Below are 25,275 nucleotides of genomic sequence, written 5' to 3'. Positions count from 1 at the left end.
AAAAATGATTTTCGGTAACTTTTCCATTGAATTCTAATTATAAAGTAATAAAAATGCTGTTAATTTTCATTATTTTTATTCATTATCCGTTAAGTCAATAATTTCGATTTCATTTATTGATAAATTAGGTGTAATTTCAAATTGGTTTTTTCTAAACATGTCTGCTATTTCTTTTTAAAATTAAGGCGAAATAATTTCCAAACCCAGTATAATAAAAATTAATGTTATGACCAGAAAAAATATCTCTAAACCTTTGTTCAGGCAACATTTTATTAATATAATTATATTCATTAGGTATTTTTTAGGATTATCTGTCTCTCATAAGACAACATCTATTTCAATATTTCTTTGAATGCTACGTTTTATTAAATATCTAAATTCAAAATCTGAAAGAGGAAATGAATATCCTAAAAAAATTATTTTTTTTGCTTCTAATAATTCATCATATGCAAATTTTCATACATTAGAAAATAATTGTGATGATAATTCTTTAAACATTGTTGGAGTAAATAATTTTGGTTCTAATTGATTAAGACTACTTCTATCAGAAGTACAACTACACTTTTCGCAAGTTTTCATTAAAGAATCATCAAAAATACAATCCGCTTTCTTTTGATCATTAAATATAATTAATGTCCCACATGAAATACATGAAAATCAATTCACTGAACCATGTATTTTTATAAAAGGAATTTCTTTGATATCTTTATCTTGTTTATGTTTATCACCAAAAATCTTATAATAAGATTTATTAAAACAATAATTAATATTTAAGTCATTTTTTTCAAGATAATTTTCAAAAATACAATCCCAGTTTGTAGTAATTATAGAAATATCATTATTAGATGATTTTATGTAAGTAATAACATCCAAGTAATCTTTTGTTTTAAAATTATGCTTATTGTTTTCATCATTAAAATAATATATGAATAATAGCATTAAAGAATTTTTAATTATACTTATTTTAGAATAATCAAATCCATTTAATTGGTTACGAAAATCTATTGCCTTATCGAAAATAGTAAATATATCTTCTAATGAAATATGTTCTCCACCTTCTAACTTTCTTCTCAATTCTTCTTTACATTTTAATAATTCAGAATATAACCTGTCATTATCACTATTATTTCATACTAATATCTTGTTATATTCATCTTCATTTTTTGCTACATCAACTCTAAAATAGCTTTTTAATATAAATAAAACAACATCTATATATTCATATATGGTATGTGGTACACGGCAGTCCAAGTATGAGTATTTATTTTAGAAATACATATAATATTAAATCCATGATATAACATTATTATCTTTAATAATTTTAAAAATAAATTAAGGAGAAATTATGGGTGTAGTTTGAAAAAAAAGAAAATGATAAGAAAAACAGATATGATGGAGTGATAATTAAATATGCTAACGAGTTAGCTAGAAAATATAGCAAATTAACTCTAGAGGAACAAAAAGCATTGCATTTAATTTTTACGCTTTTAGCACCTTTTAAAAAAATCCAACAACTTTTCTAATTAACAAAGTTGATTTTTTTGAAAGACTAAATTTGAAAGGTGATAGTAAATATCAAAGATATAATGCTATTGCAAATAGTTTAATTTTAAAAACATTTATTGAAATTGATAATGATAAAATAAGTTCAAAAGGAGTGGTAATATATAATGTTGAATGAAGGAAGAAGGAACCTTATTTTGAAGTATCATTAAATCCAAAGTTTATGCCATATTTAGAACAATTTATTGATTATTATACAAAAATTGAAAGAATTATTAGGATTAAACCAAGAGACTTATGTTCAGAGCGGTAAATTTAATCGAGGTGCGTTTGAACGAGACACAATTAATAAAGCTCTTAAAGAAATAAACCTTGTATCTAACTGAACTTGTCAAGTAAAGTGGACAATAAAAAGAACCTTATATAATTATTATTATAAATGTTACATTAAATCTAATTTCATAGGAATAAACTTAATATTTGTTTGGGGATGAGATAATCGATATTCGATTGGACTCATTCCTTTTAATTTTGGTTGTGGTCGATGATTGTTGTAAAAATAAATATACTTAGGTAAATTTTCTTTAATTCATTCAATAGTTCGTTTTTTTCTTGGAATCTGATATAAGAATTCAGTTTTCATAGTTCCAAACCATGATTCTGTTGCTCCATTATCTGGATAATTTCCTCTTCTGGACATTGATATTTTTATACCTAACGTATCACATAAAGTTTTATAAGAAGGGTTGGTATAATGAAAACCTTGATCTGATTGTAAAATTTATGTTTTATACTTTCCAACATTAACTCAAGCTTGAATAATATTTTTTGTTACAAATGACATATCTAAACTTGAACTTATTTTGTAATCTAATATTTCATTATTGTGAAAATCCTTAACGATTGATAAATAATACGTTTTACCATTAGTTAGTAAATAGGTTATATCAGTGCCTAATTTTTGATTTAAACCAGTAGTTGCAAAATTACGGTCTAATAAATTATCATATCTTAAACTGCCAGATTTTAACCTATAATCAAACTTCTTTGTTCTAATTTTGGATTTTAAACCCATATTTTTCATATACCTATAAACAATATGTGGTTGTATGTTTAACTTATAAATTTTCTTTATTCAACAACAAATCATGTTATAACCATAAATTTCTTTGAACGCATAAAATGTACTTTTAATTATATTAGCAATAAATGGAATCCATTTATTAAACTGTTTCATACCATTGTTAAGTCATTTATAATAACCAGATTTTGAAACTTTTAATAATTTACAAAGGTAATTAACTGGATTTTTTGTTTGTAATTAAGATATCGCCTGGCACTTTCCCTTTGTCGATATCTCTAAATACTTTTTTAGATAATTCATTACCTCAATATATTGAATTAGTTCTTCTTTAGTCATTTCATTTAAATCAAGAGTTTTAGGTCTACCTTGCCGTTTACCTTTTGATTGGATACCTTTTCCTGGAATAAGACTATCTTCACCTAAAGTTCTTATAGATTTGCGTCATCTTTTAATACTACTTTTATCAACATTTAATATTTTACTTGCAGTAATACAACCTAAACCTTCTACTTTTTTTAACATTTCTATTTTTTCTTCTTTTGAATATCATTTATGCAGAAAATGAACACCTCTCTCAATAAAGTTTTACCACAAAATGGTTCTTTTTTGTGTCTACTTTATTATAGGTGATCAGTTTTACTGCTTATCATTTTTTCTAACTTATTGTTCAAAAAGTTAAGTTCATAATATTCATTTTCTGAAAGATTATTAACGATCTGAATTCAATTTGAGTTTAAATTATCATATTCTTCTTTTTGAATTTTTAATTGTTTTTCTAAGTTAAAAATTTCCTTTCTTGTGCTTAATATTTTTTTATCTTCTAAAATTGTTAAAGTATTATATGATTTTGTGAAATTATCAGTAATTTTTACTTCAGTAGTTTCGGTTTGTGTTGCTACTTCTTTAGTATTTGATTTGAAGTCAATAAAAATTCTATCTGTATCAGAATTACTTAATTTATCATTAATTACTACTTTTGATTGTTTATAATTAGTATTAGTAGAAAATTTTATTGTTAATCCGCCGTGTCTTTGTTTATCTTTTTCTCTATTATTTTTAAAGGTAGCATTTGGTTGATTTAAAATATCTTTAATATCTTGTTGTTTTGTTATTTGCTGAAATATTTGTGATTTATTTTTGTCTGTCATGTTAATATCTCCTTTTGAACATTAAAACTCATTTACTTTTAAAACAAAGCAATGGGTAAAAACTTATATATTGAATAACAACTACATGTTATCAAATTTTGTGTATTTTACAATTAGTTAAGTTTTAACCAAAATTGAATATTTGGGTTTTGAAAGTTCCTAGTTTTCAATTGTAAATTTTAATTTGTTCATCAACAAATTTTTTTTATACTTTCGTTGGGAATTAGAAATAAAACATCGTATCCGTTTTTACAATAGTGTCGCAGTCCATCAAATTTTATTCTCATTCGTTGTTTGGTTTTTCTAGTTCTTTCAAATTCAATAATCATGACTTTATTTTCATAGTGGACTAATAAGTCGGGATATCCTTTTTCTCGGTAACTTTCTGTTTTTAGTTCTTTTTCTGTTTTAATTATGTATAATTAATTTATGCAAATTAATATAGTTTTTTAACTCATTGCTTTGTTTTAAAAGTAAATGGGTTTTTATTTTGAAAGGAAGATATTATGAATAAAAATATATTTCAACAAATGTACAAACATACTCATAAAGTAATATTTAAAGAATTAAGAAAAACTAAAAAAATGATTGATTTTATAGAAAAATCTAAATTCAAATGTAACGATAACGGAGAACCAGAATTTGATGGTCTTGATAAAGAGTCTCTTAAAGAACTATTTGGTCTTATGTGAAAAAATAGATTAGTTGATGAAAAACAAAAATTTATTAATTTAGGTTCAAATTATATTAATCAATCACCTATTTTTCAAAATAAAAAACAAGAAAGAAAATTTTTAATTAATAAAAATGAAATATTTAAACAAATTAACTTATTATCAAATAAACCTTGTTTAATAACAAGAAGAAATTTTAAACCTGAAAATTTAAATTTAAATAAAACTTTTTCATTAAATTGCAAAAATGAAATTAATTCATTTCAAAATCCACCTTCAACAAGTAATACTAAACCAAACTCACCACAAATGTAAAAAAATAAGAAAAAACCGAAAAAAGCAACAGCTATTTTTGAACATCAAAAAATGACAGTAAAAATTGAAGAAGCAAAGTAAAACTACTCAATTGAGTAGTTTTTAGATATCATTAAATATTTCTATTGTTTGCCTATTTTTTAAAATTTCATAATCATTGGTTATATTTATTATTTTATTGGCTATTGATTTATTTATTAAAAGTAAACATTAAATTTAAATTATTAATTTTTTTGTTCATTTATTGTTATCCCAAGTGCGAAAATTTAAGTTAAGACTAATTCGTGTTTAATCTAATAATTTTTCTAATCATTTTGTACATTAATTTTAACTTACTTTGATCAGGAATTGGTAAATTATTTTCATAAACTTCTTTTGCAGTTTTTCAGCCTAAACATTTTCTTTACCACCTATTAATTAAATCTGGAATGTTTATAACTATCGTATAAAATATATTTTACAGCATACAATACACAATATATTGTGTAAGTTATAATACAAAATATAAATACAACATATATTTGGAGGTAATTACTAATGAAAATTATTACAGTAGCAGTTCTTAAAGGTGGTGTAGGAAAAACAAATTTTGTTTTTAATCTATCAACCACGCTTGCTTTAAAAAATCACAAAGTATTGGTTATTGATTTAGACCCACAAGCAACCCTTACTTTAAATTTTAGTAACCCAGAATATAATTGACGTTAAAAACAAGCATATGAAGAATTTATTGCAGAAATATTGTAAAATTATAGTGTCAAATGAAAAAAATATGTGGAGGTTAAATATGAAAAAAGAATTAGAAAAATTTAAGTTAGATAATATAAATTGGTTTTTTCATGAAGATTTACTCAATACATCACGAACAAAGTCTTTATATGTGTATCATGAGGATACAGAAATGAATGATTTATTTTGATTTAATAGCAAATTAGTAGTTAATTTAGATGAAAAAATGAAAAAATATGCAATAATATATACAAAATTATTACTAAAAGAAGATAAATTTAGATTTACTCATGCTGAACAACTTAAAGAATTAGAGGATTGCTTTACCTATTTTAAAAATGAATTAAAGAAAAGCATAAATTTTAACTTAAAATGAAAAAATTCAGAAGTTGAGAATTTTAATAAAAACATGTATGCTATTAATACTGATAATGATGATATTTAAATGAAAAAATATTAAATTTAAATAAAGAAATAACAAATTTAGAACAAAAAAAATATGGAAAATTTAAAAATATTTTAGGAAATTATCCCCGCATGTATTTGTGGAAGAAAAAATGAAACTCAACGAGTTCAACAACAGTTTTCAAACAGAAAAAGATTGTTTAAAATATATCGCAAGTTTGAAAACAATTAAATGTATCAAGTGTGACACCAAATGTCTAAATGTTTCTGATTTTAGAAGAATAAGATGTTTGAAATGTCATCAAACATTTAGCATCTTACATGGCACCATTTTTTATAAGTCACAAACCAAATTGACATTTTGATTTTATCTTATCTTTAGATGAATAAACACCAAGCATGGCATACCTGCAACAGATCTTACAAAAGAATTAGGTGTGACTTATAAAACAGCTTGAAGAATGGGTCATGAAATCAGAAATAGAATTGCAAAACAAGAATCACAACTCATTGTCAATGGCATTCCACAAATGGATGAAATGTTTCTTTCATATATGGGTTCAAAAAAACAAGGGAGATCTTTGTTGAATAAAACATTGATTGTTGGCATTTATGAAAAAACAACCAATAATTTAATTGTGAAAGTTTTAAAAAAAGCAGACAAGAAAAACCTTTTGAAGTTTGCTTTGCAGCACATTTCTGTTAGCTGTCCATTGTTTACTGATTCTTGAAAAGGATATCATCAATTTGGTTATGTGTCATCAAATGGTGTCAACACAAATCAAATTGAGTCAGTGTGAAAACATTTGAGGAAGACTTTCAGAAACTCATGTCAGGGTTTCAAAAGAAAACATTCACTTATATGCCAAAGAATATGCATATAAGTTTAATAAACTTCTAACTTTTGAAACCCTGATTTTGTGCTTACTATAAGTACATGCGGGGATAATTTCCTAGGTAGGCTTTTATTCTTGTTTATGTGATAAAATTTAAAAAAGTACATAAAGGGATAAAAGCCATATTTTATTAAAAATAATCACTTTTGGTCTTTATAATAAAAATAAGAAAATAAAAATCAAAATAAATCAAATTGAAAAATTAAAAGAAAAAAATAAGAAAGAAATAGAAAAAATTCAAATAGATTTGAATAAATATGATATAAATTTTGATAACAATTGTAAAAACATTGATAAACTTAAACAATTAAAAATAGAATTTGTTAAAGAATATGATAAAAAAATAAATCTAAAAAATAATTGTTTTTTAGATTTAAAAAAAATTCTGACATTAATTAGAGAAGAAATAGAAAATATTGTTTCAAATAAAATTTACAGAAAAGTATCTAAAGATTCTGAAATTAGTAATATTTTTGAAGAAGGTATAGATACTTTAGAATATTTTAAAGAAAAAGAAATAAATTCAATAGATTTACAAAATCCACAATCTTCAACAAGTAGTACTAAACCAAACTCACCACAAATGTAAAAAAACAAAATATCAAAATTTAGCACTAGAAGATAAAAAAAAGATATGAAACTGAAATTCAAAAATAAGGATGGGTATGCCAAGAATAGATAAAATATTAAATAAATATAAAGATGAACAAATTAATATAAATAACACAGTTAAAAAATGGCTTCAAATAGTGGTACAAAAGACTTTAAAATGATCACCTATAATAAAGTAGACACAAAAAAGAACCATTTTGTGGTAAAACTTTATTGAGAGAGGTGTTCATTTTCTGCATAAATGATATTCAAAAGAAGAAAAAATAGAAATGTTAAAAAAAGTAGAAGGTTTAGGTTGTATTACTGCAAGTAAAATATTAAATGTTGATAAAAGTAGTATTAAAAGATGACGCAAATCTATAAGAACTTTAGGTGAAGATAGTCTTATTCCAGGAAAAGGTATCCAATCAAAAGGTAAACGGCAAGGTAGACCTAAAACTCTTGATTTAAATGAAATGACTAAAGAAGAACTAATTCAATATATTGAGGTAATGAATTATCTAAAAAAGTATTTAGAGATATCGACAAAGGGAAAGTGCCAGGCGATATCTTAATTACAAACAAAAAATCCAGTTAATTACCTTTGTAAATTATTAAAAGTTTCAAAATCTGGTTATTATAAATGACTTAACAATGGTATGAAACAGTTTAATAAATGGATTCCATTTATTGCTAATATAATTAAAAGTACATTTTATGCGTTCAAAGAAATTTATGGTTATAACATGATTTGTTGTTGAATAAAGAAAATTTATAAGTTAAACATACAACCACATATTGTTTATAGGTATATGAAAAATATGGGTTTAAAATCCAAAATTAGAACAAAGAAGTTTGATTATAGGTTAAAATCTGGCAGTTTAAGATATGATAATTTATTAGACCGTAATTTTGCAACTACTGGTTTAAATCAAAAATTAGGCACTGATATAACCTATTTACTAACTAATGGTAAAACGTATTATTTATCAATCGTTAAGGATTTTCACAATAATGAAATATTAGATTACAAAATAAGTTCAAGTTTAGATATGTCATTTGTAACAAAAAATATTATTCAAGCTTGAGTTAATGTTGGAAAGTATAAAACATGAATTTTACAATCAGATCAAGGTTTTCATTATACCAACCCTTCTTATAAAACTTTATGTGATACGTTAGGTATAAAAATATCAATGTCCAGAAGAGGAAATTCTCCAGATAATGGAGCAACAGAATCATGGTTTGGAACTATGAAAACTGAATTCTTATATCAGATTCCAAGAAAAAAACGAACTATTGAATGAATTAAAGAAAATTTACCTAAGTATATTTATTTTTACAACAATCATCGACCACAACCAAAATTAAAAGGAATGAGTCCAATCGAATATCGATTATCTCATCCCCAAACAAATATTAAGTTTATTCCTATGAAATTAGATTTAATGTAACATTTATAATAATAATTATATAAGGTTCTTTTTATTGTCCACTTTACTTGACAAGTTCACAAAAGAAAACAAAAATTTAAAAAGGCCGAAATAACGGGCATACCTTCCATTCTACTGGAGAAAGTAGAAAACCATACTTTTACACTATCACGTTTACCAAGAACTAATTGAAAGAGGGGTATTATAATGCCAAATAAAGCAACATCTAACTTATTCTCAAATTTTGATGATATAGGTACTGAAGCTAATGCTGAAATTATTAAAAATAGTATCAACAGTTCTAAAAGTACAACAATAAACAACGATCATATTACTAAAGAACCAATTAAAGATATTTCTAGTGGGTCTAAGTCGACAAATATTAAATTAGCAAATTTAGTTGCTAAATTACCTAAAACAACAATTGATAAAAAATCATATATGACTATATATTTAAAAAAATCAGTTCAAGTTAAAATTGATGAAATGTCTAAAAAATTGGGTGTTTCTAACGGATCAATAATAGAGCTTATAATTAATGAATTTGAACAAAAATAAATTATACAATACACAATATATTTTATAATGAGGTCTTAAATATGCGATTAATTTTAAAATTGTTAGGAATTATAGGTTTAACCTCATTACCAACTATGACAATAATTGATTGTACAGCAAATGTTCCTACACCACCTAAGCCAAATCCACCAACTTATAACATTTCTATTGAAAAAATCACAAAGATTTCATTTTGACCTGTTGTAGGTCATGAAAGTGATAAAGCAGTGAGATTTGAACAATATAATGCTGTAAATGTAAATGGTGTCACAGATTCTACATTTTGAAACACTAGTTTTGGTAGTTTCTTTTACGGCGTGATTAGTGATAATCCAACTTTAGTTTCACAAATAGAAAAGAAACTAAACATAAAGATAAATAAACAAATTATTGACTTGTCAGTTAATATTACTAATACTTCATTGCTTTATTTCAATCAAATATATACTCATGAAATTAAAGAATTTTTAATGAATTAAATGTCCAATTTTGGGTCTATTAATTCTATATTCATATAAGCTTTTAAAAAATTAACACTATCATCTATTATAATTTCACTATTCATAAAATCCATGTTTTCCTCTTCTCTTGATAAAAGCTTATTAATTATACTTTCTTGAACTGGAAGATTAGCAGGCACCGAAAAACCTGCTCCTGTCACTATAATTATTTTATTACTTTTCAAAAAAATCACACCATAACTTCATATTAGAATTATATTGATATTTTTTTGAATTAGAAATTAAAATATTAATGATGTCTTTATATGACTTGCTATCAATAGTTTCTCACTCTTTAATTTTGCAATACATAAAATGTCTAGATGAAATTTCAAGTGAATCTTGAGTAGGCATATTTTTACTTTATATTATTTTTAGTTACAAATGGATTAGAATGATTGTACTGTTCAAAATTTTCAATATTATCTTTAATAACTTCTCTACATTGTTTACAATCACAAACATTTTTATAATACTCTTCTGCATTTTTCGAATTACTTTTACCATTTTCCATATAACCTTGTTTAATTAAAATGTCAATTGCTTCTTGCATTTTAAGTCTTTCATGTAATGGTAAAAAATAATATTTATTAATTGGTAATCCACCTCCAACAGGAGTAATAGGTCTTGATTCTCCATATCCTGTAGATTGTGCAACTCCATATAACTTATATTTTGATTCATGATGACAAAGTAAAATTCAACCAAAACCACCATATAAGTTAACAACTTTTTTTTCAAGAGCATTAAATCCATTAATTAATTTTTTAAATCCTTCAAAATACTTACTACTATTATCCTTAAAAAAATTAAAATCATCTATTCAGATAAAAATATAGTCATATCCTTCTTTAGTATATGAATTAATGATTTCATTAATCAATAAAGGATTTTGTAGTACATTTTTATCCATAATTAATTCTGCTGCTATATCAACTTCATTTTTTAACGTTAAAAATGAATCTAATAATTTTGCATTAATTTTTATTCATGATAATGCTTCACTACTATAACGAATCATAAAATAAGGAGCAATTAAATATTTAGGTTGAATGCTAATTTTTGCAAACTTCAAATATTTGCTATATTCTTTTTCATCAATAAATTTTGAAATATAACTATATTGAAAATCATACGTATACTTTGTCAACTCATCTATATTTTGTTCTATATCTTGATCAAATGCCTCCTCGATTGCAAAAAATCATTATTGAAGAAGAACGTGGAGTTTCTGTTGAAGATATAGAACAAAATATAGATGAGTTTGTGGATCAATAATATACTCTTTTTTATACGTAGAAATTAAATCAGCGATAGCCTTTGAATTATGAACTACTATATTTGCATTAAAAACTGCAAGATTAAAATAATCTTTAAATTTTCTCTTGTTTTATTGGATTTAGTATTTCTTCAAATAGATAGGAGTCATTAATATAATTGGAAAAAATAAGTCCAATTCCATATTTTTTACATTCTTCAATAATCAATAATTTAGTGTTATTTCTTTTAGGTTCCATTAAGCAAATTGAAATATAATCAAATGCAGTTTTAATATTTTGTGCCTGTTCAATAACTTTTTTTCAGTTAGTTAATTTAAATTCAATTGCTGATAAATTAGAACATTTCTTATCTAAAATAACAGCATCAACCGATCTTGAATATACTGGTACTTCAGTTTTATAAGTATCAATATTATTAAATTTTTTAAAATAAGCTTCTCGCTGATGAAATTCTGTCATACTAATTATTTCCTATTACTTCTCCTTTAATAACTGACTTTACTGTAAAGTCAGGATACTTTTTGTATACATAATATAATATCTGTTTAATAGTTAGAGAACATATTTTTTTCTTAAATGCTTCTAATAAATCCTTGTCATTCTTTGAAATATAAGGCAATATTTCTTTTTCTACATATTCTATCCCTTTTCCAAAATTGAATATGTGTACATGATATTTTGTTTATTTTCTTCTAAATCTTTATCATTAATTAGATCATAATCTATATCATCTTCATAAGAAAAATTATCAAAATTACCCATTTCTTCAATAACTTCAATCTCTTTTTTTAATAAATTCTAAACTTTCAAAAAAATTTAATTGTTCATATAAGTCTTTAGACCAAGGACCAAAATTATACGCCATAAATTTTGATAACTTTTCCTCTGGGACTTTTTCCACTAACTGTTTATTAATTTCGTTTTCAAATAAAAACATCATTTTAACTAGTCTAAGCGCGGATTTAATATCAGTTTTGTTATTTAAGTATAGTAGCAATAGCAAATAATCTGCTCCATTAATTTTTTTGTTGCCCATAAACTGCCTCCACTTAAAAATTACTAATAACTTTATTATACCTGTAAAAACAAAATTTTCCTGTAATTTCAGAAAAATTCATGATATACTTTGAAACAATAATTTAAATTATTTAGAATAAAGGTATTAAAATACGGAATTATCCTTTTGTTGGATAAAAAGATTTTCAATAATTTTTCCATTGAATTTTGATTATAAACTAATAAAAATACGGTTAGTTTTCACTATTCTTTATTTATTAATTGCTAAGTCAATAATTCCGTTAAAATATCATATTGTTAAAAACTTTGTTTTTAACAGGACTTTAGAGTAGTGACTCCGAAGAAATAAATAAAAGTGTTAGTAATTCATTAGCAAATCTTTAACAATAATTTAATAAAAAGGTTGGCATTATCAACCTTCTTGTTATAAACCTTGTTTTTGATATTTTTCTCAATATTGTAAAATGACTTCATCATTAAACAAATATGATTGGTGTTTTCTAACATCTTTTTTTAATTTATTAATATTTTGTCATAACGTATTTTGTAAGGGAATAGGGTACTTTCATATTCTGCGATTAGTTTTAAATTCCTTTAAATCTAATAATTTATAAGTACGGTTAGGAAATACTTTAATATCTAAATCATAGTCAATGTATTTAATAGTTTGACAGTCTAAAATAAAAGGACTGGCAATATTGCAATAATAATGAATACCATCATTGCGAATCATACAAATTATATTGTACCATTGATTAGGAAAGAATAACCAAATTGCTGGATCAACAGTCGTTCATTTACGACCATTAATTTCAGTAATTGTTACATGTTCATTTACTAATACTAAATAATCTTCAGTATTTTCTAACACAATTGATTTATCTCAACTACGATATAAATCACCATTATGCTTATATGCATGAATTGAAAGGATTTGCCCTTCTTTAAAGTGCATGAAATAAATCACCTCAACTTTCTGCAAGTTATAAAACATAGTAATTATAACATCAATTGCTTTACAATTAACAATTGATTTAGACTACTTTATAAACTATTACTGTTTAACTTTTTCAACATAATTTTTAATTTCATGTTGTGGTCTACTTTATTATAGATATTCAAACTTTTAATTAATCCTTACTATTAGGATTTACCCCACTCTAATTGACATAAATAGTTTTTACAAACTAAACTGTTTAACACTTTAAAAATAAAAAAACTCCATAAGGAGCAAAATGTCTTTTTTATAAATGGGGCGACCGACGGGATTCGAACCCGCGAATGTCAGTTCCACAAACTGATGCGCTAGACCGCTACGCCACGATCGCCATATTAGTATTTAATAAATTAAACCGTTAAATATTATACAATAAATTTAAGCATTTTAAACAAAAATTCGCAAAATAATTATAAGAATTTTATAACCAAAAACCTTGGTACTACTTAACTATAATAACAAGGTTCTTTATCATTTTTAATTACTAAATAGCATAATACTTATCAACAAACGGAATTTGTCAAAAAATATTTGGATGGATACTATAACTAATGATAAATGCTAGTATTCCAACTCCTAAAATAAAGAAACAAATATCTTTAAAATCAATATGATATTGGCGAAAACGGGTACGTTTACCTTGGGGGTCATAGCCACGTGAGTCCATAGCATAAGCTAAGTCTTCGGCTTTTTGGAATGAAGATACTAATAATGGAATAATTAATGAAACTAATGATTTAACTTTTTCTTTAAAATGCCCATTTTTTAAATCCACACCCCGCGAGGCTTGTGCTTTTAAAATTCTTCCCGCTTCATCTAATAACGTAGGAATTGAACGTAAAGCAATAGAAATAATCATTGAAATAATATGAACTGGGAATTTAATAACTTTTAATGGCATCATAATGTCTTCTAATGCTAATGTTAAATCCAATGGTTGCGTTGTCGTTGTTAAAATTGTAGTAATTAAAATCATTAAGTAAATTCTAACTCCCGTATAAAGACTGACAAAAATCGCTTTATAAGAAAGTTTAATCGCACCTCAATGTCAAATCATTCCAACCTCAGGACCACTTCCTGCTAAAAAACAGTTAATCATAAATAATATTATTGTCATAAACAAAATAGGACGCATTAAACGAAATAACATAAGAAGTGGTAATTTGGCACAAAAGAAAATAGTTAAAACAGCAACACCAATAATGGCATACCCTTCAAAACCGGTATGGAAAAAAATGGAAACAATTAAACAAATTAAAACTACCAATTTGATTCTTGGATCAACACGATGAATAATTGAGTTTAATGGTAAATAGCGTCCAAAACTAATTTTCATAAATCTTTTTCTCCTTATTTTTTCTTATCTTTTTTTGCTAATATTTGTTCTAACTGTTGAATTAATTCTGCAGTACTACGAGCATTAATCTTTGAAGTATCAAACCCAGCAGCTTCTAGTTTATATAAGAAACTATAAACTTTTGGTGGTTCAATGCCAGTTTCAGCAATTAATTGTTGATCACGGAAAATGGTGATAGGATCAGCTTTTTTATAAATTTTAGTATTGTGTAAAACAATAACTTCATCAGCTACCATTAACACATGATTCATATTGTGAGTAACAAGAATAATAGTTTTATTTTCTTTATGATTTAAATCATAAAATAGTTTAATTAATTCTTTTTCACCATCAGGATCTAAACCAGCAGTTGGTTCATCAAGAATTAGCGTATGACCTTGTAATGCCAGAATTCCCGCAATAGCGACCCTTCGTTTTTGACCACCTGATAAATCAAAGGGACTACGCGGTAAATAAGTTTCATCTAATCCTACCACTTTAATATATTTTTTAGTTAGGTCACGAGCAACATCTTTTTTTTCACCAAAGTTAACAGGTCCAAACATAATATCACGTTCAATCGTTTCTTCAAACAATTGATATTCAGGAAACTGAAATACTAAGCCAATTTGTTTACGAATTTTTTTAATATCACGGATTTTCCTTTGATGGGCTTTAATAACAAAATCGTTAATAGAAACCGTTCCTGTCATCGGAATTAATAAACCGTTAATATGTTGTACTAAAGTTGATTTACCACTTCCAGTTTCACCAATAACAGCAACAATTTTATGTTCATCAATATCAACAGTAATATCTTTTAATGCTTCATATTGATAAGGGGTTTTGGGCGAGTAAGTGTAGCCTACTTCTTTGAATTTAATTGACATAGTTTAGAAATCAACTCCTCTTCATTCAATGTCTCTGCAATGTTTATTCCTTTATTTTTAAGACCTAATGAGACTTTTAACACAAATGGAATATCAAGATGAATACTTTGTAGAAATTCCCATTCTTTTAGTATTTCTGCTGGCGTGCCATAGCGCACTAGTTTTCCTTTATTCATAACAATAACTTTATCAGCATTGATAATTTCATCCATATCATGGGTAATAGAAATAATAGTTTTATTACGTTGTTTTTGTAATTCCAACATAATCTCTTTTACTTCACGTTTACCTTTTGGGTCTAACATACTTGTGGCTTCATCAAAAATGATGATATCAGGTTCTAAAGCTAATACAGAAGCAATAGCAACTCGTTGTTTTTGTCCACCTGATAGTCACAGTGGTTCATGATCTAAGTATTTTTCCATACCTACAGCTTTAGAAACACGCTCAATAATGGCAGGCATATTACTTGGTGGAACTAAATGATTTTCCAAACCAAAAGCAATATCATCACGAACAGTAGAACCAATAAACTGGTTATCAGGATTTTGAAAAACAATTCCTAAATGTTTTCTTAGTTGTTTAATATTTTTATTAGTGACAATTTCATCAAAGAGTTTAATTTCTCCCTTTTGTTTATGTAAAACACCAATAATAATTTTTGATAGTGTTGATTTACCAGAGCCGTTATGACCAATAATAGTAATATATTCACCATGAGTAATGTCAAAAGAAACATCATCAACAGCATTAGGATATTCTTGTTTATAACGAAATTCAACGTTTTTTAAACTTAGTGATATTTTAGATTTACTCATACAAATTCTAACTCCATTTTTAAAGATTATAATAGTAAAATTATAACAGTAATTTCGTATATATCAATTTATAATTTATAAAAATTATAAAAAAGAATAGAAATAGTAACTATTTTTGTTTTTTAATCTCAAATCATTCATTTCATCATTTTTCATTGTTTAATAGGATAATATTTCATTCTAGTTTACTACATCCGTCAAATTAGTCTCTTTGTGTTTACATACACTTGGCATCATCACAAATTTTAGAACAACAAATAGCAACCAAAAACAAAGAAGGCATAAAAAAGATTGTACTAAATTCAGAAGAAAAATATGTTTCAGATATTATTACCCATATTTTAAGAAAATGAAAAAGATTTATTAAAAAAGGTAAGAATAAAAAAATAAAACCCAAGAAATTAGAGAAAGATTCTCTGATACTAAATTAATTCAGAAAAACTAAAACTAGTAACTATCATAATAATAGCTACTAGTTTTAAAAGTTATAGAGAAAGTTAAAAATTATTCTTAAATTCTCGTGGGAATTCCAAATGTAGTTTTTACATTTCATATTTGTGTAATAATAAGATAGGTGATCATTGTTTACATATAAAATTTTCATTAAATAAACGCTTTTACGGCGTTTATTTATATTCATATTTCTTTAATTTTTTGGATTTCTTGTTTGTTTTACTTACTTGTAACTTTTCAATATTCACATGACAGAACCTAATATTAAAATAATATGTGGAATAATACTAATATAAAGTCATGGATATCCATAGTTAACATTTTTACCAATAAATAATCCTAAGAGAATAATAGTAGAAATTATAATAAAAAGTATGCTTCAAACTTTAACTCAAATTCCAGGGGAAACCTTAGTGGAAAAAGTTGCTAATATATACATAATACCAATTAAAATAAATCAAACTCCACTTTCTTGAAGACCAAAAAAATTATAATTAATAAAATTGATAGAATATAATAAACCAAAAAAGGAAAATAATACTGCTCCAATTAATATTAATATTTTTTCCAAAGTTAAACTAACTTGAATCTTCTTCATATATAAAAACCTCCTTAATTTTTAAAATATTTACTCACACTTATATTATATATTATTTAAAAAATGAGTTGTTCATATACTTTTTAGAGCAAATAAAATGATTGTTAATTATAAGAAATCTCATTTTTAAAATAGCAGCATTCTTAATTAAAAATAAAATTTAAAATTATTTTCTTACTTTTTAACAACTAGTTCATACAATAACGATAAAATAGCAGCACCAATTAATACATCATTTTGATTATGATTAGCAACTTGATTGCTAAAAGTAGGTAGTAAACAAAGATTATCAAAAAAATATTGATCAATAATACGACCAATATCATTATTAGTCATAATTGATTGTGGTTTTAAAATTTTTCAGTATTCATCATTATTTTTTATTAACATTCATGTTTTTTTAGTAGCGCCAATATCTTGATGTAAACCTTTTTTATATAAAGGTAAGTTCAACATATGATCTTTGTTTCAAATATCATACAAGTCAAATATTTTATGATGATGGAAAAAATAAGTGATTTTACTTTTGTTTTTAGCCTCATCAATATGATAGGCTAAATAATTTTTTAATAATAAAACTTCGGTTCTTGCTCCTAACACTACTAATGATTTAATGTGATATTTCAATAATTTGCTAATTAAAAATTTATAAAATTGGGCTTGAAAAACTATTAATTCATTATTATTTTTTAAAAAATTAGCATTTGGAATTAATGTTTTTATAAATAATTTTAGATTCTTTTGTTGAAGAATTTCAGGAGTTAAATCTTCTTTTTTGGTAATTACTAATATAGCAATTGAGAAAATTTTTTCAAAATCATTTGAATAAGTATTATTGGTCTTTTTTGGTAACAAATTACGAAAAGTTTCAAAATCAAAAATAGCAATCGGAAATTCAATTTTATCTAAAAATTTTTTAATACTAGTAATATTTACTTCAATATCCAAATCATTTATTTTAAATTTTTGCATTACAATTTCCTTATTCTCTAAACCTTATTTAATAATAACACTAATTTCATTAGGTTCACTTTTTATGATTTTAGTTTTTGAAGAGTGTCCATATCCAGCGCATACTAGAACAGCAACATGGTATTTATGAGGTTCGATTAATTTGTTAGTTTCTAGAAATTGTAATAATTGTTTTTCATTAAAACCGCCGAGCACGACATTATCAATTTCATGTGCTGTTAATAACAATAATAAATTTTGTAACAAAATAAAAGTTTGACATTGTGCTCAGTGACTGATTTGCGCTTTTTGTTCGACATCAAAGAAATTATTAAAAGTTAATTTATATGTTTCATATTGGGATTTGGTTAAATTACGGTTTTTCATAACAGTTTTCATGAATCAATCATTACTAGTATTAAAAGTTTCACCACTATAACTAAGTAACATAAATAAATGAGAACAATTACTCACTTGTTGTTGGTTATTAATAATTGGTTGTAGTTCTTTTTTAATTTTGGGGTTGCTAATAACTAAGATTTTTCATGGTTCTAAACCATAAGCAGAAGGAGTATGACGAACATAGTTTAAAATATCATTAATTTTACTATCGGCAATTATTTTTGTATTATCATAATTTCGGATTGATTTACGATTTAAGATTATAGCTTCTAATTCCTTAACATAAGGCATGGATTTCAACTCTTTTCTTCAAATTAATTTTACTACTTAAATGATAAAATATTTAAAAAATCTTTACTCTTTATTTTTAAGAGTAAAGATTTAATATTTTAGATTAGTTAAAGTAATTATTTAATAATTTCAGTAACTTGTCCAGCTCCAACAGTTCTTCCACCTTCACGGATTGAGAATTGTGTTCCTTTTTCAAGGGCAACTGGGTGAATTAATTCAACAGCAATAGTTACGTTATCGCCAGGCATAATCATTTCAGCTTTTTCACCTTTGTTTTTAAAGTCATCCATACTTCCTGTAACATCTGTTGTACGGAAATAGAATTGTGGGCGGTATCCAACGTGGAATGAAGTATGACGTCCACCTTCTTCTTTACTTAAGATATAAACTTCAGCTTTAAATTTAGTATGTGGTGTAACAGATCCTGGTTTACAAATAACTTGTCCACGTTGTACATCTTCACGTTTGATTCCACGTAATAATACTCCAACGTTATCTCCAGCATAAGCTTCATCTAAGAATTTTCTGAACATTTCAATATCTGTAACAACAACTTTTTTGTGTCCATTGTTAATACCAACAATATCAATTTCTTCATTTTTCTTTAAAGTTCCACGTTCAATCCTTCCCGTAGCAACAGTTCCACGTCCGGTAATAGTAAATACATCTTCAACCGCTAATAATAATGGTTTTTCAACATCTCTAACTGGAGTTGGAATTCATTCATCCATAGCAGTTAATAATTCTTTGATTTTTGTTTGTCATTCAGGTTTTCCATCAAGAGCCCCTCTGGCAGAACCACGAATGATTGGTGTGTTGTCTCCATCGAATTCGTATTTAGTTAATAATTCACGAATTTCCATTTCAACTAGTTCTAACATATCTTCATCTTCCATAAGGTCACATTTGTTTAAGAAAACAACAATGTTTTTAACACCAACTTGACGAGCAAGTAAAATGTGTTCACGAGTTTGCGGCATTGGACCATCTGTAGCACCAACAACTAAGATTGAACCATCCATTTGCGCAGCACCAGTAATCATATTTTTAATGTAGTCAGCGTGGCCTGGACAGTCAACGTGAGCATAGTGACGTTTTGGAGTTTCGTACTCAACGTGAGCAGTGTTGATGGTAATACCACGTGCTTTTTCTTCAGGAGCTGCATCAATATCAGCATATCCTTTAGAAACACCTTTGTACCCATCTTTTTCATGTTTTGAACAGTAGTCAGTAATTGCAGCTGTTAATGTTGTCTTACCATGGTCAACGTGACCAATTGTTCCAACGTTAACGTGCGGTTTACCACGTTCGAATTTTTGCTTTGGGCCTGTAGCTGCAGGCTTTTTCTTTACTTCTGCCATTTTATAATTCCTCCTTGAATGTACTAATTTTATTTTGATATTTTATTTAACATTATAATTAAACACTACAGTAATTTTAAAGTAAAGTTCCATTACTTGCAATTAAATTATCGTTATTTTTAAGAAATTCTTACTTTTTTGTACTTACCAACAATTGCTTCCGTAACTGATTTTGGTGCTTCTTCATAATGTGAGAATGACATTGTATATGTTCCACGCCCTTGGGTCATTGAACGTAATTCAGTAGCATATCCGAACATTTCAGAAAGTGGTACTTTACATCTAACAACTTTAGAATGACCTCTCATATCATCACTAACAATTGTCCCTCTTTTACCAGAGATTTTACCAACAATAGAACCGTAGTAATCTTCAGGGATAACTACTTCAACATCCATAATTGGTTCTAATAACACTGGTTTTAATAAGTCTTTATTATCTTGTAGTGCTTTCGAAGCAGCGATATTAAAAGCATTTTCTGAAGAGTCAACTGGATGGAATGAACCATCATATAGCGTTGCTTTAACATCAATTACTGGGTATCCAGCAATTAAACCATTAGCAAGTGATTTAATTAAACCAGCTTCAACAGGTTTAATATATTCACGAGGAACTTTACCACCAACGATTTTATCAACGAATTCAAATCCTTTATCAGGGTTTGGTTCAAATTTAATAACAACATGACCATATTGCCCTTTTCCTCCAGATTGGTGAATATACTTACCTTCGGCTTTTTCACAAACTGCTTTAATCGTTTCACGGTAAGCAACTTGTGGATTACCAACGTTAGTTTCCACTTTGAATTCACGTTTTAGACGGTCAGTTAAGATGTCTAAGTGTAATTCTCCCATTCCTGAAATAATTACTTGTCCAGTCTCTTTATCTGTTGCAACACGGAAAGTTGGGTCTTCTTCTGCTAGTTTTTGTAATCCTATCCCCATTTTTTCTTGATCGGCTTTAGTTTTTGGTTCTAAAGCTAGTGAAATAACTGGTTCTGGGAATACCATTTTTTCAAGAATGATTTCATGTTTTTCATCACATAAAGTATCACCAGTAGTTGTATCTTTTAACGCAGCAATAGCAGCAATATCACCAGCATATACTTTTTTAATTTCTTGACGACTATTAGCATGCATTTGAACAATACGTCCAACACGTTCTTTTTTGTCTTTTGTTGAATTTAAAATGTAACTTCCTGCATCTAATGTACCTGAGTATACTCGAAAGAAAGTTAATCTTCCAACAAAGGGGTCAGTCATAACTTTGAAAGCTAAAGCTGAGAATGGTTCACTATCACTTGATTTACGAACATCTTCTTTACCATTTGGTAGGATTCCTTTAATGGCAGGAACATCTAGCGGTGAAGGTAAGTAATCAATAACAGCATCAAGCATTAATTTAACACCTTTATTTTTAAAGGCACTTCCACATAAAACAGGGAAGAACTTAGCATCAATAGTAGCTTTACGAATCGCTTTTTTGATTAATACAACTGGTACTTCTTTTTCTTCTAAGAATAAATTCATTATTTCATCATCATACTCACAAAGCGCTTCAAGTAATTCATGACGTCTAATTTCAACTTCATCTTTTAAATCATCAGGGATTGGAATTTCTTTATAATCTTCATTAGGTTTACCGTCAAAGTGATAAGCTTTCATCTCGATAATGTCAATGATTCCGTCAAATGCATCTTCAGCACCAATTGGTCATTGAATAGCATGGGCATTGGCACCTAGTCTGTCTTTTAATGTTTGGATTGAATGTGCAAAGTCAGCACCAGTTTTATCCATTTTGTTAGCAAAAACAATTCTTGGAACATTATATCTCGTTGCTTGGTTTCAAACAGTTTCAGTTTGTGGTTCAACACCCGTTTGGGCGTCTAATACAGCAACTGCACCATCTAAAACACGAAGTGAACGTTCAACTTCAACAGTAAAGTCAACGTGACCTGGGGTGTCAATGATGTTAATACGGTAGTTTCTTCAAACAGCAGTAGTTGCTGCTGAAGTAATAGTAATTCCACGTTCTTGTTCTTGTGCCATTCAGTCCATAGTAGCTGCACCTTCGTGCACTTCACCAATTTTATGGATTTTACCAGTATGGTATAACACACGTTCAGTAGTTGTAGTTTTACCAGCGTCAATATGAGCCATAATTCCGATATTTCTAGTATGTGCTAGTGAATATTGGCGACCTGATATTTCTGACATTTAATTTTCTCCTTTATATTATTATCATTTATAATGAGCAAACGCTTTATTAGATTCAGCCATACGGTGAATTTCATCACGTTTTTTGATTGATGAACCATTACCTGTATAAGCATCCATAATTTCAGCTGCTAATTTTTCTTCCATACTTCTTCCGTGTCTTGCTTTTGAGTAAGCAACTAATCAACGGATAGCAAGTGTTCCTTTACGAATTTCACTAACTTCAATTGGAACTTGGTAGTTAGCACCACCAATTCTTCTTGTTTTAATTTCTAGTTGTGGTGTAATGTTAGCAATAGCTTTTTCAAATACTGTTAACGGTTCTTCTTTTGTTTTTTCGGTAACAATTTTAAAGGCATTGTAAACAATTTTTTGTGCTACACTTTTTTTACCGTCAGTCATAATTGAATTAATAAGTTGTGTTACAACTTTTGATTTAAATACTGGATCGGCAACTAACTCTCTTTTAATAGCTTGATTCTTACGCATTGATTTTTCCCTCCTTATTTTTTATCTTTTGGTTTTTTAGTTCCGTATAGAGAACGACTTTGGTTACGTTTAGCAACTCCTGCAGTATCAGCAACTCCACGTACTACGTGATATCTAACTCCAGGCAAGTCTTTTACTCTTCCTCCACGAATTAAAACAATAGCATGTTCTTGTAAGTTGTGTCCTTCTCCTCCAATGTAAGCAGTAACTTCCATCCCATTAGTTAAACGAGCACGAACGTATTTTCTTAACGCTGAGTTAGGTTTTTTAGGTGTCATAGTTCCAGCACGGGTAACTACACCTTTTTTTTGAGAACAACTAATTCCAAATGTTCTTTTTGATAATGAATTATATCCAACATTTAATGCTGGAGATTTTGATTTATACTTTTTAGTTTTACGTCCATTACGTACTAACTGATTCATTGTTGGCATTAATTGCAAGCCTCCTTCTAAAATGTAAAGATTAATTATATACACAAGTCCTAGTGTATCAAAATTTAGTCCAATAAGTATAATACCAGTTTTTAGGGGTAATAGTCAAATTATTTTTAAAAAAAGATTGAATATTATTTTTGTCACATAAAGAGTAATAAAGAAATATACTCCTTATCCCATTTAAGTTACCTATATTAAAACATAATTTTTAAAATATAACAATAAATTTGATTACTTATCGAAATTTAAGAAATACAAAAATTGATATAATTCAATATCAATAATAATAGTGTTTTTTATTTTAATAAATCTTAGTACCATTAACCAAATGATATAACATGGTACTGATTTGCGATTTCTTACCATTAATAATGGTAATTTTATATTGTTCTACTGGCTCAGTTCACTTATTATCTTTATCCTTAATTCACAAGTTCTCAGCAAAATAGTTTTTCTTAATTTCAGCAATTTCAAATACCTTATCACAATAAATATCAACTGGACTTAATTGATTAATGTAGCCCAATCTAAGATTAAGCAAATTAACAAAAGTTTTAACATTATAAAGTTTAGCACCATAGCCTTTAATAGACTTAACAAGATGAGAAACCATTGCTTCAGTTTGCGATCTAATGTAGTATGGTTTTTTATAGTTATTAATACCATCTTGACGATTAACAACATAAGTGATTAATTCATTAATTCTTTATTTAAAATCACTTAATGAAATAGATAAAATTAATGAATCAATATCACCCTTATTTAAAATTCATTACATCTTTCATAGATTCCTTTATGTAAAGTATTAGTTTCTTGTTTTTGAATACTTTTAATCTTAATTTTACTTTTTCTGCGGTGGGGGAATGTTTTATAAATAAAACTGGCAATATGATACTTATCTAAAACATAATCAGCAGATAAACATTTAGCTAACTCTTGAATTCAAGTAACACCACCACAAACAATAATTTTTTTATCACTAATATCACCATAAAAGACTGTTAATTGTTTATATACTTGTTCTGCATATTCAATTGTTGGGATACTACTTTTTGTTACAGGAATTTTAGCAATTAAGTAAAAGCCATGCTTTTATACTAACTCTTTACGTTTGGCATGGCTATCAACATGATCTAAATGACTAACAGCTAAGCGAATTCGGTATTCACCTTTAACTTTATTTTCTCGTAATGATGTAAATATATCATCAACATTAAGATAAATATATTGTTTTTTAGCAATTTCCTTGGGAATTTTATAATCTCAATAAAGGGATTCTTCATTTAAGTCTTTTGTATCAATTGTTCTTGCTAAACTTGAAATACTTGCTCTAGTAATTTCTGTTGCTTTAAACTGATCTACGATATCACGTTGGCGTTTTCTTGTTGATAGTTGATGCGTAATTGCTAGTCTTAAATGTAAATTCATTCTTTTATAACGCTCAATTTGAACATAATTATTCAATAAATAAGCTGTTTTATTTTTGGCTTCTTCTTGATTATAATATTGATATTTAGTTCTGATAATGCTAACTTCACCAAAGATAGTGATAATTTTTCTAGGAATATAGCCCTTAATGATATATCCTTTTTGTTTACGCATTTTTGAATTACGAATTTCTTGGTCTAATTGTTCATAATCTTTTTTTGTTTATGCTAATATTCTTTGATTTGAATCTTCTTCTTTATAATCAAAGTATTTAACTTCATTAAAATTTTGATAAGTATATTCATAATTGTTTAGAACACCTGGCATATATTATCAATCCAATCTTTACCTAACTTTAAAACCAATATAAAGTATTATAACTTTTGTTAGAAATAAGTCAGCGTAAAAAATCTAAAAACTATAACTAAATCAAGACTAACTACAAAACGGTTTAAAAATATATTCTGTTTTAATT

At 26.5% G+C, this 25,275-nt stretch carries 33 protein-coding genes and 1 tRNA gene; 11 read left to right on the top strand and 23 right to left on the bottom strand.

The features are described from left to right. Positions 1 to 180: 180 nt before the first annotated feature. Positions 181 to 1,251, bottom strand: coding sequence for an SIR2 family protein (locus AAHM98_RS07990; RefSeq protein ID WP_342276303.1), 1,071 nt, complete (start codon positions 1,249 to 1,251; stop codon positions 181 to 183). Positions 1,252 to 1,522: 271 nt separating this feature from the next. Here AAHM98_RS07990 and AAHM98_RS07985 point away from each other — a divergent pair, with 271 nt between their 5' ends. Further along, positions 1,523 to 1,816, top strand: coding sequence for a RepB family plasmid replication initiator protein (locus tag AAHM98_RS07985; RefSeq protein WP_342277263.1), 294 nt, complete (start codon positions 1,523 to 1,525; stop codon positions 1,814 to 1,816). Continuing rightward, a complete protein-coding gene (locus AAHM98_RS09075) occupies positions 1,749 to 2,060 on the top strand; it encodes a hypothetical protein (RefSeq protein WP_425289587.1) in 312 nt (103 codons plus the stop codon). The genes AAHM98_RS07985 and AAHM98_RS09075 overlap by 68 nt, the downstream gene beginning before the upstream one ends. Here AAHM98_RS09075 and AAHM98_RS07980 read toward each other — a convergent pair. The 4 genes from AAHM98_RS07980 to AAHM98_RS07965 form a co-directional block, all read right to left on the bottom strand. Further along, positions 1,946 to 2,209, bottom strand: coding sequence for an IS3 family transposase (locus tag AAHM98_RS07980; protein ID WP_342277262.1), 264 nt, complete (start codon positions 2,207 to 2,209; stop codon positions 1,946 to 1,948). The genes AAHM98_RS09075 and AAHM98_RS07980 overlap by 115 nt on opposite strands. Before the next feature lie 75 nt (positions 2,210 to 2,284). Then, complete coding sequence (locus AAHM98_RS07975) at positions 2,285 to 2,587, bottom strand: hypothetical protein (protein WP_342276302.1); 303 nt, start codon at positions 2,585 to 2,587, stop codon at positions 2,285 to 2,287. 237 nt (positions 2,588 to 2,824) lie between these two features. After that, positions 2,825 to 3,109 carry a helix-turn-helix domain-containing protein gene (locus tag AAHM98_RS07970; RefSeq protein WP_342276295.1) on the bottom strand — a complete coding sequence of 95 codons (285 nt, stop codon included), beginning with the start codon at positions 3,107 to 3,109 and terminating at the stop codon, positions 2,825 to 2,827. Positions 3,110 to 3,207: 98 nt separating this feature from the next. Beyond that, positions 3,208 to 3,735 (bottom strand): hypothetical protein, encoded by a 528-nt coding sequence (locus AAHM98_RS07965; protein ID WP_342276301.1) that lies wholly within the window; start codon positions 3,733 to 3,735, stop codon positions 3,208 to 3,210. A 506-nt stretch (positions 3,736 to 4,241) separates the two neighbouring features. Here AAHM98_RS07965 and AAHM98_RS07960 point away from each other — a divergent pair. The 9 genes from AAHM98_RS07960 (at position 4,242) to AAHM98_RS07920 (ending at position 9,815) form a co-directional block, all read left to right on the top strand. After that, on the top strand, positions 4,242 to 4,724 hold the full coding sequence (locus AAHM98_RS07960) for a hypothetical protein (RefSeq protein WP_342276300.1): 483 nt from the start codon (positions 4,242 to 4,244) through the stop codon (positions 4,722 to 4,724). 537 nt (positions 4,725 to 5,261) lie between these two features. After that, the gene (locus AAHM98_RS07955) at positions 5,262 to 5,432 is read left to right on the top strand and encodes a ParA family protein (RefSeq protein ID WP_342276299.1); all 171 of its coding nucleotides are present in this window, start codon (positions 5,262 to 5,264) and stop codon (positions 5,430 to 5,432) included. Positions 5,433 to 5,511: 79 nt separating this feature from the next. After that, positions 5,512 to 5,898, top strand: coding sequence for a hypothetical protein (locus AAHM98_RS07950; protein ID WP_342276298.1), 387 nt, complete (start codon positions 5,512 to 5,514; stop codon positions 5,896 to 5,898). 397 nt (positions 5,899 to 6,295) lie between these two features. After that, positions 6,296 to 6,742: a transposase gene (locus AAHM98_RS07945; protein ID WP_342276297.1), complete on the top strand. Its 447-nt coding sequence runs from the start codon at positions 6,296 to 6,298 to the stop codon at positions 6,740 to 6,742. A gap of 259 nt (positions 6,743 to 7,001) precedes the next feature. Then, a complete protein-coding gene (locus AAHM98_RS07940) occupies positions 7,002 to 7,343 on the top strand; it encodes a hypothetical protein (RefSeq protein ID WP_342276296.1) in 342 nt (113 codons plus the stop codon). Between the two features lie 292 nt (positions 7,344 to 7,635). Beyond that, entirely contained in the window at positions 7,636 to 7,920 is a 285-nt protein-coding gene (locus tag AAHM98_RS07935) for a helix-turn-helix domain-containing protein (protein ID WP_342276295.1), read from the top strand. Next, complete coding sequence (locus AAHM98_RS07930) at positions 7,921 to 8,799, top strand: IS3 family transposase (RefSeq protein WP_342277261.1); 879 nt, start codon at positions 7,921 to 7,923, stop codon at positions 8,797 to 8,799. Between the two features lie 186 nt (positions 8,800 to 8,985). After that, entirely contained in the window at positions 8,986 to 9,336 is a 351-nt protein-coding gene (locus tag AAHM98_RS07925) for a hypothetical protein (protein WP_342276294.1), read from the top strand. Positions 9,337 to 9,377: 41 nt separating this feature from the next. Continuing rightward, the gene (locus AAHM98_RS07920; protein WP_342276293.1) at positions 9,378 to 9,815 is read left to right on the top strand and encodes a hypothetical protein; all 438 of its coding nucleotides are present in this window, start codon (positions 9,378 to 9,380) and stop codon (positions 9,813 to 9,815) included. On the opposite strand, the gene AAHM98_RS07915 is transcribed toward AAHM98_RS07920, so the two are convergent. The 18 genes from AAHM98_RS07915 to AAHM98_RS07830 all read right to left on the bottom strand — a co-directional run bounded on the left by AAHM98_RS07915 (position 9,812) and on the right by AAHM98_RS07830 (position 24,974). Then, positions 9,812 to 10,021, bottom strand: a complete 210-nt coding sequence (locus AAHM98_RS07915) for a hypothetical protein (protein WP_342276292.1) — start codon at positions 10,019 to 10,021, stop codon at positions 9,812 to 9,814. The genes AAHM98_RS07920 and AAHM98_RS07915 overlap by 4 nt on opposite strands. Before the next feature lie 173 nt (positions 10,022 to 10,194). Next, positions 10,195 to 10,986 carry a hypothetical protein gene (locus AAHM98_RS07910; protein ID WP_342276291.1) on the bottom strand — a complete coding sequence of 264 codons (792 nt, stop codon included), beginning with the start codon at positions 10,984 to 10,986 and terminating at the stop codon, positions 10,195 to 10,197. Between the two features lie 223 nt (positions 10,987 to 11,209). Further along, positions 11,210 to 11,575: a hypothetical protein gene (locus AAHM98_RS07905; RefSeq protein ID WP_342276290.1), complete on the bottom strand. Its 366-nt coding sequence runs from the start codon at positions 11,573 to 11,575 to the stop codon at positions 11,210 to 11,212. A 295-nt stretch (positions 11,576 to 11,870) separates the two neighbouring features. Continuing rightward, positions 11,871 to 12,152 (bottom strand): hypothetical protein, encoded by a 282-nt coding sequence (locus AAHM98_RS07900; RefSeq protein ID WP_342276289.1) that lies wholly within the window; start codon positions 12,150 to 12,152, stop codon positions 11,871 to 11,873. 405 nt (positions 12,153 to 12,557) lie between these two features. Then, positions 12,558 to 13,088, bottom strand: a complete 531-nt coding sequence (locus tag AAHM98_RS07895) for a DUF402 domain-containing protein (RefSeq protein WP_342276288.1) — start codon at positions 13,086 to 13,088, stop codon at positions 12,558 to 12,560. 296 nt (positions 13,089 to 13,384) lie between these two features. Beyond that, positions 13,385 to 13,461: transfer RNA gene (locus tag AAHM98_RS07890), tRNA-His, on the bottom strand. A 153-nt stretch (positions 13,462 to 13,614) separates the two neighbouring features. Further along, complete coding sequence (locus AAHM98_RS07885) at positions 13,615 to 14,466, bottom strand: energy-coupling factor transporter transmembrane component T (protein ID WP_342276287.1); 852 nt, start codon at positions 14,464 to 14,466, stop codon at positions 13,615 to 13,617. Between the two features lie 14 nt (positions 14,467 to 14,480). Beyond that, positions 14,481 to 15,356: an energy-coupling factor transporter ATPase gene (locus tag AAHM98_RS07880; protein ID WP_342276286.1), complete on the bottom strand. Its 876-nt coding sequence runs from the start codon at positions 15,354 to 15,356 to the stop codon at positions 14,481 to 14,483. Beyond that, positions 15,332 to 16,174 (bottom strand): energy-coupling factor transporter ATPase, encoded by an 843-nt coding sequence (locus AAHM98_RS07875; protein ID WP_342276285.1) that lies wholly within the window; start codon positions 16,172 to 16,174, stop codon positions 15,332 to 15,334. Before AAHM98_RS07875 ends, AAHM98_RS07880 begins: the two co-directional genes overlap by 25 nt. A 676-nt stretch (positions 16,175 to 16,850) precedes the next feature. Further along, positions 16,851 to 17,225, bottom strand: coding sequence for a hypothetical protein (locus tag AAHM98_RS07870; protein WP_342276284.1), 375 nt, complete (start codon positions 17,223 to 17,225; stop codon positions 16,851 to 16,853). Between the two features lie 174 nt (positions 17,226 to 17,399). Next, positions 17,400 to 18,197: a hypothetical protein gene (locus AAHM98_RS07865; RefSeq protein WP_342276283.1), complete on the bottom strand. Its 798-nt coding sequence runs from the start codon at positions 18,195 to 18,197 to the stop codon at positions 17,400 to 17,402. 24 nt (positions 18,198 to 18,221) lie between these two features. After that, entirely contained in the window at positions 18,222 to 18,869 is a 648-nt protein-coding gene (locus AAHM98_RS07860) for a nitroreductase family protein (RefSeq protein WP_342276282.1), read from the bottom strand. A gap of 116 nt (positions 18,870 to 18,985) precedes the next feature. Further along, positions 18,986 to 20,230: an elongation factor Tu gene (tuf, locus tag AAHM98_RS07855; RefSeq protein ID WP_342276281.1), complete on the bottom strand. Its 1,245-nt coding sequence runs from the start codon at positions 20,228 to 20,230 to the stop codon at positions 18,986 to 18,988. A gap of 119 nt (positions 20,231 to 20,349) precedes the next feature. After that, positions 20,350 to 22,446, bottom strand: coding sequence for an elongation factor G (fusA, locus tag AAHM98_RS07850; RefSeq protein WP_342276280.1), 2,097 nt, complete (start codon positions 22,444 to 22,446; stop codon positions 20,350 to 20,352). A gap of 21 nt (positions 22,447 to 22,467) precedes the next feature. Next, entirely contained in the window at positions 22,468 to 22,935 is a 468-nt protein-coding gene (gene rpsG, locus AAHM98_RS07845; protein WP_342276279.1) for a 30S ribosomal protein S7, read from the bottom strand. 14 nt (positions 22,936 to 22,949) lie between these two features. Further along, complete coding sequence (gene rpsL, locus AAHM98_RS07840; protein ID WP_308150210.1) at positions 22,950 to 23,369, bottom strand: 30S ribosomal protein S12; 420 nt, start codon at positions 23,367 to 23,369, stop codon at positions 22,950 to 22,952. Between the two features lie 304 nt (positions 23,370 to 23,673). Next, positions 23,674 to 23,985, bottom strand: a complete 312-nt coding sequence (locus AAHM98_RS07835; protein ID WP_342276278.1) for a hypothetical protein — start codon at positions 23,983 to 23,985, stop codon at positions 23,674 to 23,676. A gap of 479 nt (positions 23,986 to 24,464) precedes the next feature. Then, positions 24,465 to 24,974 (bottom strand): hypothetical protein, encoded by a 510-nt coding sequence (locus tag AAHM98_RS07830; protein WP_342276277.1) that lies wholly within the window; start codon positions 24,972 to 24,974, stop codon positions 24,465 to 24,467. Positions 24,975 to 25,275: the final 301 nt, after the last annotated feature.

Source organism: Spiroplasma endosymbiont of Nebria brevicollis, assembly GCF_964030895.1.
Classification (GTDB): Bacteria; Bacillota_I; Bacilli_A; order Mycoplasmatales; family VBWQ01; genus Spiroplasma_E.
The sequence above is the reverse complement of the archived record's forward strand: the minus strand, read 5'-3'. Positions and strand labels throughout refer to the sequence as shown.